The organism is Pseudomonas nitroreducens TX1 (genome assembly GCF_000313755.1).
In the GTDB taxonomy this organism is placed as follows: Bacteria; Pseudomonadota; Gammaproteobacteria; order Pseudomonadales; family Pseudomonadaceae; genus Pseudomonas; species Pseudomonas nitroreducens_A.
Genome location: NZ_AMZB01000055.1, coordinates 1 through 11021, shown reverse-complemented (window position 1 = coordinate 11021; position 11021 = coordinate 1). Strand labels below are relative to the sequence as shown.

The window sequence follows — 11021 nt, the reverse complement described above, 5'->3', positions numbered from 1 at the left end:
CATATGCCGGGGCCTCTGCTTGGTAGGAGCGCGATTTCTCCTGCTCGATGTTTGCCGGCGGCTACTGTTCGCGAGCAAGCTCGCTCCTACAGTGACACCTGACGCCAAATCCAGAACATACGGGCGCTCTTTTGTAGGAGCGAGCCTGCTCGCGAACCGGGACGCTCGGCGCTGTCGGGAATCCTTCGCGGACAAGGTCCGCTCCTACGAAAGCAGGTCCAGCGCCGGGTATTGGCCGGAGCACTGCTCCCGTAGGAGCGGATCTTATCCGCGACTCCCGCAGGCAACTCCCGCTATCGAGGACGAAGACTCGGCTCCCCCGTCTCTCGTACTGGAGCGACTCTGAGCCTCCCGTCAGCCTCACTCCCAGCCCTTCACCCCGCTCATGTCCGGCAGGTGGTGGGCGATGCCCTTGTGGCAGTCGATGCAGGTCGCCGCGCCGGAGGCCAGGGCGGTGGAGTGCATCTGCCGTGCGCGCTGGCTCTGGCGGGTGAAGTCCATGAACTGGAAGTTGTGGCAGTTGCGGCACTCCAGCGAGTCGTTGGCCTTGAGTCGCGCCCATTCGTGCTCGGCCAGCTCGCGGCGGTGATCGAGGAATTTCTCGCGGGTGTTGATGGTGCCGAAGATCTTGCCCCAGACCTCCTTGGAAGCCTGCATCTTGCGCGCGATCTTGTCGGTCCACTTGTGCGGCACGTGGCAGTCCGGGCAGGTGGCGCGCACGCCGGAGCGGTTGCTGTAGTGAATGGTGTCCTTGAGCTCGACGAAGACGTTGTCGCGCATCTCGTGGCAGGAGGTGCAGAAGGCCTCGGAGTTGGTCGCTTCCAGCGCGGTGTTGAAGCCGCCCCAGAAGATGATCCCGGCGATGAACCCGGCCAGCGTCAGAAAGCCCAGGCTGTAGTGCACGCTGGGACGGCGCAGGACGTGCCAGTAGCCCGAGAGCCAGGCGAACAGAGCTTTCATGGCGCCTCCTCAGGGCTTGCCGGTCGACGTGCCGGCGGCCGCGTCGTGCTGGAGGATGGTGTCGATGTCCTCGAAGGTGTTGCCCACCAGCGGCTTCACGTCCTTCTGCGGCACATGGCATTGCACGCAGAAGTAACGCCGCGGAGCCACGGCGGCCAGTGGCTGGCCGTCGCGGTCCATGTAGTGGGTGATGCTGATCATCGGCGCCTGTACCCGCGCGCTGTTGGCGCGGCTATGGCAGGACAGGCACTTGTTGCTGTTGGTGTCGATGCGGTAACCGACGATGGTGTGCGGGATGGTCGGTGGCTGCTCGGGATAGTTGCGCTCGCGGCGGATGTCCTTGTTCTCGTCGGTGGCCAGCGGCGGCGCCGGGCGGTCCTGGGTGAGGGTGCCACCCGGGCGGCGGCCGTCAGGAGCTGGGGCATCCAGCGGGTAATTGACCTCGGCGGCCAACGCCGGGAGGGCGAAAAGCAGCAGGAGCAGGGCAGGCAGTGTCGGTTTCATCGCGCGTTCCTCAGGCCAGGCTGACCAGTTCGATGCGCACCGCGCATTTCTTGTAGTCGGTCTGCTTGGAGATCGGGTCGGTGGCATCCAGCGTGACCTTGTTGATCAGCTTGTTGGCGTCGAAGAAGGGCACGAACACCAGCCCCTGCGGCGGTTTGTTGCGCCCACGGGTTTCGATGCGCGCGCGGATCTCGCCGCGCCGGCTGATCACTTTCACCTCGCTGCCGCGGCGCATCTTCAGCTCGCGCGCGTCATCAGGGTGCATGTACACCACGGCGTCGGGCACCGCCTTGTACAGCTCGGGCACGCGCTGGGTCATGCTGCCGGTGTGCCAGTGCTCGAGCACGCGGCCGGTGGAGAGCCAGAACGGGTATTCCTTGTCCGGCGCTTCGGCCGGCGGCTCGTAGGGCAGGGCGAAGATGATCGCCTTCTTGTCCGGGTAGCCGTAGAACTGCAGGCCGCTGCCCTTGGCCACGTAGGGGTCGTAGCCTTCGCGGTAGCGCCAGCGGGTTTCCTTGCCGTCCACCACCGGCCAGCGCAGGCCGCGCGCCTCGTGGTAGGCGTCGAAGGGCGCCAGGTCATGGCCGTGGCCACGGCCGAAGCTGGCGTATTCCTCGAACAGGCCCTTCTGGATATAGAAGCCGAAGGCCTTGGCCTCGTCGTTCTCGAAGCCCTTGGCGATCTGCTCGCTGCCGAAGGCATCTACCTGGCCGTTCCTGAACAGCACCTCATAGAGCGTCTTGCCCTTGAGATCCGGCGCCTTGGCCAGCAGTTCGGCGGGCCAGACCTCGTCGGTGGTGAAGCGCTTGGAGAACTCCACCAGTTGCCAGAGGTCGGATTTCGCCTCGCCCGGTGCCTTCACCAGCTGGTGCCAGAACTGCGTGCGGCGCTCGGCATTGCCGTAGGCGCCTTCCTTTTCCACCCACATGGCGCTGGGCAGGATGAGGTCCGCAGCCTGGGCGGAGACGGTGGGATAGACGTCGGAGACGATCACGAAATTCTCCGGGTTGCGCCAGCCCGGAAGGACCTCCTGCATGATGTTCGGCCCCGCATGCATGTTGTTGCAGACCTGGGTCCAGTAGACGTTGAGCACGCCGTCCTTGAGCATCCGGCTCTGCTGCACGGCGTGGAAGCCGACCTTTTCCTGGATGGTGCCGGCGGGCACCTTCCAGATTCTTTCGGCGGTCTCCCGGTGCTTGGGGTTGGTCACCACCAGGTCGGCTGGAAGGCGGTGGGCGAAGGTGCCCACTTCGCGGGCGGTGCCGCAGGCCGAAGGCTGGCCGGTGAGGGAGAAGGGGCTGTTGCCCGGTTCGCTGATCTTCCCGGTGAGCAGGTGGATGTTGTAGATCAGGTTGTTCGCCCAGACCCCGCGGGTGTGCTGGTTGAAGCCCATGGTCCAGAACGACACCACCTTGCGCTTCGGGTCGGCGTACAGCTCGGCCAGTGCCTTGAGGCGCTCGGCCGGGACGCCGCTTTCCTTGGCGGTGCGTTCCAGGGTGTAGGGTTTGACGAAGGCAGCGAACTCGTCGAAGCCGATGTCGCTCCAGGTATTGGCCTTGTCCGCGTTCTTCGCCTGCTTCTCCAGCGGGTTGTCCGGCCGCAGGCCATAACCGATGTCCTCGGCGCCGTGGGCGAAGCGGGTGTGCTTGTCGACGAAGTCGCGGTTGACCGCGCCGCTTTCGATGATGTGGTTGGCGATGTAGTTGAGGATGTAGAGGTCGGTCTGCGGCTTGAACACCATGGGGATGTCGGCCAGATCGAAACTGCGGTGCTCGAAGGTGGACAGCACGGCCACCTTGACCTGACCTGCGCTCAGGCGGCGGTCGGTGACCCGCGACCAGAGCACCGGGTGCATCTCGGCCATGTTCGAGCCCCAGAGCACGAAGGTGTCGGTGGCCTCGATGTCGTCGTAGCAGCCCATGGGCTCGTCCATGCCGAAGCTGCGCATGAAGCCCATCACCGCCGAGGCCATGCAATGCCGGGCGTTGGGGTCGATGTTGTTGCTGCGCAGGCCGGCCTTGAACAGCTTGTTGGCGGCGTAGCCTTCCCACACCGTCCATTGCCCGGAGCCGAACATGCCCACGGAAGTGGGGCCCTTGGCCTTGAGCGCGGCCTTGAACTTCTCGGCCATGATGTCGAAGGCGGCGTCCCAGCTGATCGGCGAAAACTCACCCTGCTTGTCGAACTTGCCGTCCTTCATGCGCAGCAGCGGGCGCGTCAGGCGGTCGCTGCCGTACATGATCTTGGACAGGAAGTAGCCCTTCACGCAGTTGATCCCGCGGTTGACCTCGGCCTTGATGTCGCCGTGGGTGGCGACCACCTTGCCGTCGCGGGTAGCGACCATCACGCTGCAGCCGGTGCCGCAGAAACGGCAGGGCGCCTTGTTCCAGTCCAGGCGGGTCATGTCCGCCTCGGTGACCAGGTTGCTGGCGGAGCTCAGGATAGGCAGGCCGGCGGCGGCCGCGGCAATGGCGGCGGCGTTGGCCTTGGCGAACTGGCGGCGAGTCAGGTTCATCGGGCACCTCCGGCCTGGGCGAGAGCGGGTTGGGGTTCGACCTGCAAGGATTCGGGCCACTCGACGATCTCGTGGTAGATCAGCACCGCGTTGAGTACACCGGGCAGGTTCTGGATGGCATTGAGGTTGTCGAGGATGCTGGCCTCGTGTTCGGCCTCCAGCACCACCACCAGCTTGCCCTGGGCGCTCTGCTGGTGAACTTCCAGGTTCGGCAGGCGCGCCAGGTTGGCCTTGACCGCTTCGAGCAACTCGGGCCGCGTGTGGATGATCAGGCTGGCAATCTGGACGCTTTGCGGGTCAGGCATGGTGGGCCTCACGGTTGAGCAGGTGAATGGCGTGGCCGGGGCAGGGCGCAAGGCAGGCGCCACAGCCAGTACACAGGGCGGGATCGAGCAGGGGCAGGGACGGGCCGCCCAACTGCGGGCGGAAGCGGATGGCGCGCGGCTCGCAGGCGTCATCGCAACTGCGGCAATGGATGCCGGCGCGGGCCAGGCAGCGGTCGTCGATCTGCGCGCGCCAGGCAAAGGCCGGGCGGCCGAGGTCGAACAGTTGCGCATCGCAGGCCTGGGCGCAGTCGCCGCACAGGCTGCAACCGGCCCGGCTGAAGTCCAGCTGCGGATAGCCGCCATCGCCCACTGTCAACACCTGCTCCGGGCAGGCGTCGATACAGGCGTTGCAGCGCGTGCAGCCTTCGAGGAATTCGCTGGCGGGGGCAGTCCACGGTGGTCGCCGGACCTCAGGCACACCGCCCAGGCGCCGCAGCAGGGCGCGTCTTGCGAGCATGACGGCGGCCCTACGAGGGCGGGCCGGGTGGCCCCGCCACCAGCTGGTACATCCAGACGATGAAGCCGTAGCCACCGACGATGGCCACAGAGAGCAATGGGAACAGGCAGATCACAAGGAAAAGAAACAGTCGGGTTTCCTTGCCCTTTTCCGTGTCGGCTCCGGTCTTATCGGGCATTGGGTCAGCCTCCCGCCAACGTTTGGACATCAGCCTAGTCCTTGCTTCTTGTGTGGGCAAAATCCCACGTGCGTTATTCTTTTTTCATACAGCGTTTTCGTTCAGCGATGGTTCAGCGCGCCGACAGGTTCCGTTCAGAGCGCTCCTCGTAACCTTCTCCCCGTCAACCCATTACGCAAATCCTTGACGGGAGAGTCCCCATGAAAGCCATGAAGAAAATCGCCCTCGCCACCGCCATCCTCGGCGCCAGCGTCGCCGCTACTGCCGCCAACGCCACCGACACTTTCGTCGGCATGACCTGGGGCGAAACCAGCAACAACATCCAGAAGTCCGACGCGTTGAACCGCAACCTCGGCAACCCGAAATTCGACAGCGTGATCAATAACAGCGGCACCTGGGGCGTGCGCGCCGGCCAGCAGATGGAACAGGGCCGCTACTACGTCACCTACGAAAACGTCTCCGACACCGAGAACGGCCTGAAGCTGCGCCAGCAGAACCTGCTCGGCAGCTACGACGCCTTCCTGCCGCTGGGCGACCAGGGCACCAAGCTGTTCGGCGGCGGCACCGCCGGCCTGGTCAAGCTGGAACAGGACTCCAAGGGCTACAGCCGCGACAGCGATGTGGGTTACGCCATCGGCGCCCAAGCCGGTATCCTCCAGGAACTCGGCAAGAACGCATCCGTAGAAGGCGGCTACCGTTACCTGCGTACCAACGCGAGTACCGAGATGAGCCCGCACGGTGGCAGCAAGGTGGGATCCCTTGACCTGCACAGCAGCTCCCAGTTCTACCTGGGCGCCAACTACAAGTTCTGACCGGTAACGCAACCGGGCCCGCGCGGCCCGGTTGCCTGACTCAGGGAGTGCGCGCATGAAACTGCTGGTGGTGGAAGACGAGGCGCTGCTGCGCCATCACCTGTATACCCGGCTCGGCGAACAAGGCCATGTGGTCGACGCCGTGGCCAATGCCGAAGAGGCGCTGTACCGCGCCAGCGAATACCATCACGACCTGGCGATGATCGACCTCGGGTTGCCCGGCATGAGCGGCCTGGACCTGATCCGCGAGTTCCGCAGCCAGGGCAAGACCTTCCCCATTCTCATACTCACCGCTCGCGGCAACTGGCAGGACAAGGTCGAAGGCCTGGCCGCCGGCGCCGACGACTACGTGGTCAAGCCTTTCCAGTTCGAAGAGCTGGAAGCCCGGCTGAACGCGCTGCTGCGCCGCTCCAGCGGCTTCGCCCAGTCGAGCATCGAGGCCGGCCCGCTGGTGCTGGACATCAACCGCAAGCAGGCGCTGGTCGACGGCGAATCGCTGCAGCTGACCGCCTTCGAATACCGCATCCTGGAATACCTCATGCGCCATCACCAGCAGGTGGTGGCCAAGGAGCGGCTGATCGAGCAGCTCTACCCGGATGACGACGAGCGCGACCCGAACGTCATCGAAGTGCTGGTCGGACGCCTGCGCCGCAAGCTGGAGAGCGCCTCAGGCTTCAAGCCGATCGATACCGTGCGCGGTCAGGGCTACATCTTCAACGAGTTGTGTAAATGATCCGCTCGCTGCGCCTACGGCTGATGATCGGCGCGGCGATTCTGGCCGTGCTGTTCATGGCGGCGTTGCTGCCGGCGCTCCAGCGCGCGTTCAGCATTGCCCTGGAGAACGCCATCCAGCAGCGCCTGGCGGCGGACGTGGCGACCCTGGTGTCCTCGGCGCGCATCGAAGGCAATGTCCTGAGCATGCCCGAGCACCTGCCGGTGGAGGACTTCAACCTTCCCGAATCGAAGTTACTGGGCTTCATCTACGACCAGTCCGGCAAGCTGGTGTGGCGGTCCACCTCGGCCCAGGACGAGAGCGTCGACTACTCGCCCAAGTACGACGGCCTGATCGACGAGTTCACCCGCATCCGCGACGCCACCGGCCAGGAGTTCTTCGTCTACGACGTGGAGATCGACCTGCTGGGCGGCCAGCGCGCGGCCTACAGCATCGTCACCATGCAGCCGGAGAGCGAATTCCGTGAACTGGTCAGCGGCTTCCGCGACCAGCTCTACCTCTGGTTGGGCGGCGCGCTGTTGCTGCTGCTGGGCCTGCTGTGGCTCGGGCTCGGCTGGGGCTTCCGCTCCATGCGTGGCCTGCGTTCGGAGCTGGACCAGATCGAGACCGGCGACCGTGAGCGCCTGAGCGACGAGCACCCCGCCGAGATGCTGCGCCTGACCGACTCGGTGAACCGTCTGCTGGACAGCGAGCGTGCGCAGCGCGAGCGCTACCGCAACTCCCTGGGCGACCTTGCGCACAGCCTGAAGACGCCGCTGGCGGTGCTGCAGGGCGTCAGCGAAACCCTCGCCGACGAGCCGAAGAATCGTGAGCAGGTGCAGGTGCTGCAGACCCAGATCGAACGCATGAGCCAGCAGATCGGCTACCAACTGCAGCGCGCGACCATGCGCAAGAGCGGCCTGATCCGCCACCGCGCGGCCCTCGATCCGTTGCTGGACACCATCGCCGGCGCGCTGGACAAGGTCTACCGCGACAAGCGCGTGAAGCTGGAACGCGACATCCCGCCGGGCTTCTCCCTGCCGCTGGAGCAGGGCGCACTGCTGGAGATGCTCGGCAATCTGCTGGAGAACGCCTACCGCCTGTGCCTGACCACGGTGAAGGTCAGTGCGCGCAAGAATGGCCGGAAGTTCGAGCTGATCATCGAGGACGACGGCCCCGGCGTGCCGGCCAGCCAGCGCGAACGCATCCTCAAGCGCGGCGAGCGGCTGGACACCCAGCACCCCGGCCAGGGTATCGGCACGGCGGTGGTCAAGGACATCATCGACAGCTACGACGGCGAGCTGGCGCTGGAGGACTCCGCGCTGGGCGGGGCGTGCTTCCGGATTTGCCTGCCGGGCTGATCGCGAGTTGGCGGGGATCAGGTTCGCGAGCAAGCTCGCTCCTACAAAAGGCGAATCGTGCACAGGGTTGATCCCTGTAGGAGCGAGCTTGCTCGCGAACACTCACCGCACCGCAGCCGATGCAAGGAGCTCGCCATGCCCGTCACATGCGCTCATGACGCGTTCCTTCAGACAGAGGCTGTGCCTTCGTCTCACTCCCCCTGCTGCGCCCGGTAGGCCCCCGGTGTCAGCCCCGTCCATTTCTTGAACGCCCGGTGGAAGGCCGAAGGCTCGGAGAAGCCGAGCTGGTCAGCGATGTCCTGGATCGAGTGTTCGTCGCGCCCCAGGTAATAGATCGCCAGGTCGCGGCGCAGCTGGTCCTTGAGTTCCTGGAAGTTCGGCCCTTCTTCGCGCAAGTGGCGACGCAGGGTCTGCGGGCTCATGTGCAGTTGCGCGGCGACCTGTTCCAGGTCCGGCCAACTGCGGCAGTCGCGGCCGAGCAGGCGGCGGATCTGGCTGGTCAGGCTGTCGCCGCCGTCGGGGCGGGCGAGCAGGTCGGCGGGGGAATCCTTGAGGAAATGCTTGAGCGTGCGCTCATCCTGCAGCAGTGGCATGTCCAGGTAGCGCGCCTGCAGCAGCAGGCTGGTGCTGCTGGCGGAAAAGCGGCGAGGGCAGGGGAACAGCAGGTCGTATTCGGCCTGGTGCTCGGGCGCCGGGTAGCTGAAGGTGGCTTCTTCCAGGCGGATACGCTGGCCGATCAGCCAGCTGGCCAGGCGGTGCCAGATCAGCAGCAGGCTCTCGGCGAGGAAGTGATCCGGGTCGCGCAGGTGGGTCTCGTCCAGGGTCAGGCGGGCATTGTCGCCATCGCGCACCAGTTCGATCCGAGGGGCCTCCGGAAACAGCCCGTAGAACAGCGAGCCGCGTCCCAGCGCCTTCTCCAGCGTGCGGCAGTGGATAATCGCGTTGCACATCATGGCGAAGGTGCCGCGCTTGCTGGGCAGGCTGCCCAAGCCCATGTACTCGTCGTCCAGCGCTTCCCACAGGTGTTGCATCAGGCTGGTGAACTGCGAGGGATCGATCCGCGCGCGGGGTTCGTCGAGGATGACCGGGGCGATGCCGGCGTTGCGCAGCAGCGCCTGGACGTCCAGCCCCTTGCGCTGCGCCCCGCGTATGGCGGCGCGGACGAAATGGCTGGCAATGGTGCGTTCTCGCATGAGCGGTCCTTGTTGTTATGGCCGCGTGTCTAGGAATCGCGCGGTGAACCCGATCGAACCTGATCGGAGTTCTACAATCTACGGTACGAAGGCCGTGGCGGATACCCGCCAGAGGGTGGGAAACCCGCCAGCGAGAAGGCGGGAATCCGCCATTTCCAGGGTCTTCCGTGCCGCGACTTTTTACGGAAGACATTGAATTTAAAGGGATTACGTATTTTTTAAAGGTCTGGCACAGCACTTGCGATATGCGCTCAAGGCCTGCCGTCTGGCATGCCCTGAAAACAAATTCTCCCATTGCAGGGAGATAACGCGTTCGGTGTTGTGTTTCCTCCGGGGAGCACTCGCCCGTGAGGACAGAGCTGCCATGACCAAGCAACCCTTCTACAAAAGCCTGTACGTGCAGGTACTGATCGCCATCGCCATCGGTATCGCGCTCGGCCACTTCTACCCCGACACCGCCAAGCTGATGAAGCCGCTGGGCGATGGCTTCGTCAAACTGATCAAGATGGCCATCGCGCCGATCATCTTCTGCACCGTGGTCACCGGAATCGCCGGCATGCAGAGCATGAAGGCGGTGGGCAAGACGGGCGGCATGGCGCTGCTGTACTTCGAGATCGTTTCCACCATCGCGCTGATCATCGGCCTGGTCGTGGTCAACGTCGTCCAGCCGGGTGCCGGCATGCACGCCGACGTCGCCACGCTGACCGCCGAAATGAACAAGAACGCGGCGCTCACCGGCTTCATCGCTTCGGGCGAGAAGCAGAGCACCATCGACTTCTTCATGAACGTCATCCCCAGCACCGTGGTCGGCGCCTTCGCCAACGGTGACATCCTGCAGGTGCTGTTCTTCTCCGTGCTGTTCGGCTACGCGCTGCACCGCCTGGGTGACTACGGCAAGCCGGTATTCGAGTTCATCGATCGCATCACCCACGTGATGTTCAACATCATCAACGTGATCATGAAGGTCGCGCCCATCGGCGCCTTCGGTGCCATGGCCTTCACCATCGGCGCCTATGGCCTCGGCTCGCTGGTGCAGCTGGGCCAGCTGATGCTGTGCTTCTACATCACCTGCCTGCTGTTCGTGCTGATCGTGCTGGGCGGCATCGCCCGTGCCCACGGCTTCAGCATCCTGCGCTTCATCTCCTACATCCGCGAAGAACTGCTGATCGTGCTGGGCACCTCGTCCTCCGAGTCGGCCCTGCCGCGCATGATCGCCAAGATGGAGAAGCTGGGCGCGGACAAGAGCGTCGTCGGCCTGGTGATCCCGACCGGCTACTCGTTCAACCTGGACGGCACTTCGATCTACCTGACCATGGCCGCCGTGTTCATCGCCCAGGCCACCGACACCCCGATGGACATCACCCACCAACTGACCCTGCTGGTCGTGTTGCTGATCGCCTCCAAGGGCGCCGCGGGCGTCACCGGTTCGGGCTTCATCGTGCTGGCCGCCACCCTGTCCGCCGTCGGTCACCTGCCGGTTGCCGGTCTGGCGCTGATCCTGGGTATCGACCGCTTCATGTCCGAAGCCCGCGCCCTGACCAATCTGGTTGGCAACGGCGTAGCCACCATCGTGGTCGCCAAGTGGTGCAAGCAGCTGGACGAGAAGACCCTGTCCGCAGAATTGGCCGCCGGGCCGGGCAACTCCGCTGAGCTGCAGCCTTCCTGACGCGCTGTCCAACGAGCAATTCGGCCCGGCGAACGTGAAGCGCCGGAGCCTTTCCAGCCCGCTCATATGAGCGGGCTTTTTTATGGGCGGGTGCTTGGCGCGGCGGAGGTTCGTAGGAGCGAGCTTGCTCGCGAACGGGGCTTCCCGGCGGCTTCGGAGTTGGGCGGGTTCGCGAGCAAGCTCGCTCCTACAAGGTGAGGCAGGGCCCCGTCGCTAGGCGACGGCTCGCGGGCGGGCGCCGGCAATGGGCGTTACGCCTCTGTGCTCAACGGTGAGAGCGGGTTACGTCGCGATGGATTTCGCGGACAGGGTCCGCTTGTGTCTGCCGACTTCGATA

11 protein-coding genes are annotated in these 11021 nt (G+C 65.0%); 4 read left to right on the top strand and 7 right to left on the bottom strand.

Features of this window, described 5'->3' with window-relative positions:
- Window positions 1-360: 360 nt before the first annotated feature.
- Genes C167_RS0101230 through napE form a run of 6 tightly spaced genes read right to left on the bottom strand, consistent with a single transcriptional unit; the run spans window position 361 to window position 4940 of the window.
- A complete protein-coding gene (locus C167_RS0101230; protein ID WP_017516463.1) occupies window positions 361-960 on the bottom strand; it encodes a cytochrome c3 family protein in 600 nt (199 codons plus the stop codon).
- A 9-nt stretch (window positions 961-969) separates the two neighbouring features.
- Entirely contained in the window at window positions 970-1464 is a 495-nt protein-coding gene (locus C167_RS0101225) for a nitrate reductase cytochrome c-type subunit (protein ID WP_017516462.1), read from the bottom strand.
- A 10-nt stretch (window positions 1465-1474) separates the two neighbouring features.
- On the bottom strand, window positions 1475-3979 hold the full coding sequence (gene napA, locus C167_RS0101220) for a nitrate reductase catalytic subunit NapA (RefSeq protein WP_017516461.1): 2505 nt from the start codon (window positions 3977-3979) through the stop codon (window positions 1475-1477).
- Window positions 3976-4284, bottom strand: a complete 309-nt coding sequence (locus C167_RS32035; RefSeq protein ID WP_017516460.1) for a chaperone NapD — start codon at window positions 4282-4284, stop codon at window positions 3976-3978. Before C167_RS32035 ends, napA begins: the two co-directional genes overlap by 4 nt.
- Window positions 4277-4762, bottom strand: coding sequence for a ferredoxin-type protein NapF (napF, locus tag C167_RS0101210; RefSeq protein WP_026078722.1), 486 nt, complete (start codon window positions 4760-4762; stop codon window positions 4277-4279). Before napF ends, C167_RS32035 begins: the two co-directional genes overlap by 8 nt.
- Window positions 4763-4772: 10 nt before the next feature.
- On the bottom strand, window positions 4773-4940 hold the full coding sequence (gene napE, locus C167_RS0101205) for a periplasmic nitrate reductase, NapE protein (RefSeq protein ID WP_026078721.1): 168 nt from the start codon (window positions 4938-4940) through the stop codon (window positions 4773-4775).
- 200 nt (window positions 4941-5140) lie between these two features.
- Between napE and C167_RS0101200 the strand changes: the two genes are divergently transcribed.
- Genes C167_RS0101200 through C167_RS0101190 form a run of 3 tightly spaced genes read left to right on the top strand, consistent with a single transcriptional unit; the run spans window position 5141 to window position 7825 of the window.
- Window positions 5141-5752, top strand: a complete 612-nt coding sequence (locus tag C167_RS0101200) for an outer membrane beta-barrel protein (protein ID WP_017516457.1) — start codon at window positions 5141-5143, stop codon at window positions 5750-5752.
- Between the two features lie 55 nt (window positions 5753-5807).
- Window positions 5808-6485: a response regulator gene (locus C167_RS0101195; protein ID WP_017516456.1), complete on the top strand. Its 678-nt coding sequence runs from the start codon at window positions 5808-5810 to the stop codon at window positions 6483-6485.
- Window positions 6482-7825: an ATP-binding protein gene (locus tag C167_RS0101190; protein WP_017516455.1), complete on the top strand. Its 1344-nt coding sequence runs from the start codon at window positions 6482-6484 to the stop codon at window positions 7823-7825. The genes C167_RS0101195 and C167_RS0101190 overlap by 4 nt, the downstream gene beginning before the upstream one ends.
- 191 nt (window positions 7826-8016) lie before the next feature.
- Here the strand turns inward: C167_RS0101190 and C167_RS0101185 are convergent, their stop codons facing one another.
- Window positions 8017-9018: an AraC family transcriptional regulator gene (locus tag C167_RS0101185; RefSeq protein WP_017516454.1), complete on the bottom strand. Its 1002-nt coding sequence runs from the start codon at window positions 9016-9018 to the stop codon at window positions 8017-8019.
- 364 nt (window positions 9019-9382) lie between these two features.
- Between C167_RS0101185 and C167_RS0101180 the strand changes: the two genes are divergently transcribed.
- Complete coding sequence (locus tag C167_RS0101180) at window positions 9383-10684, top strand: dicarboxylate/amino acid:cation symporter (protein WP_017516453.1); 1302 nt, start codon at window positions 9383-9385, stop codon at window positions 10682-10684.
- Window positions 10685-11021 lie beyond the last annotated feature (337 nt).

What these genes read in the sequence shown, in the direction of transcription:
- C167_RS0101230 (WP_017516463.1), bottom strand. Translation starts at nt 960, where the DNA reads ATGAAAGCTCTGTTCGCCTGGCTCTCGGGCTACTGGCACGTCCTGCGC.
- C167_RS0101225 (WP_017516462.1), bottom strand. Translation starts at nt 1,464, where the DNA reads ATGAAACCGACACTGCCTGCCCTGCTCCTGCTGCTTTTCGCCCTCCCG.
- napA (WP_017516461.1), bottom strand. Translation starts at nt 3,979, where the DNA reads ATGAACCTGACTCGCCGCCAGTTCGCCAAGGCCAACGCCGCCGCCATT.
- C167_RS32035 (WP_017516460.1), bottom strand. Translation starts at nt 4,284, where the DNA reads ATGCCTGACCCGCAAAGCGTCCAGATTGCCAGCCTGATCATCCACACG.
- napF (WP_026078722.1), bottom strand. Translation starts at nt 4,762, where the DNA reads ATGCTCGCAAGACGCGCCCTGCTGCGGCGCCTGGGCGGTGTGCCTGAG.
- napE (WP_026078721.1), bottom strand. Translation starts at nt 4,940, where the DNA reads ATGCCCGATAAGACCGGAGCCGACACGGAAAAGGGCAAGGAAACCCGA.
- C167_RS0101200 (WP_017516457.1), top strand. Translation starts at nt 5,141, where the DNA reads ATGAAAGCCATGAAGAAAATCGCCCTCGCCACCGCCATCCTCGGCGCC.
- C167_RS0101195 (WP_017516456.1), top strand. Translation starts at nt 5,808, where the DNA reads ATGAAACTGCTGGTGGTGGAAGACGAGGCGCTGCTGCGCCATCACCTG.
- C167_RS0101190 (WP_017516455.1), top strand. Translation starts at nt 6,482, where the DNA reads ATGATCCGCTCGCTGCGCCTACGGCTGATGATCGGCGCGGCGATTCTG.
- C167_RS0101185 (WP_017516454.1), bottom strand. Translation starts at nt 9,018, where the DNA reads ATGCGAGAACGCACCATTGCCAGCCATTTCGTCCGCGCCGCCATACGC.
- C167_RS0101180 (WP_017516453.1), top strand. Translation starts at nt 9,383, where the DNA reads ATGACCAAGCAACCCTTCTACAAAAGCCTGTACGTGCAGGTACTGATC.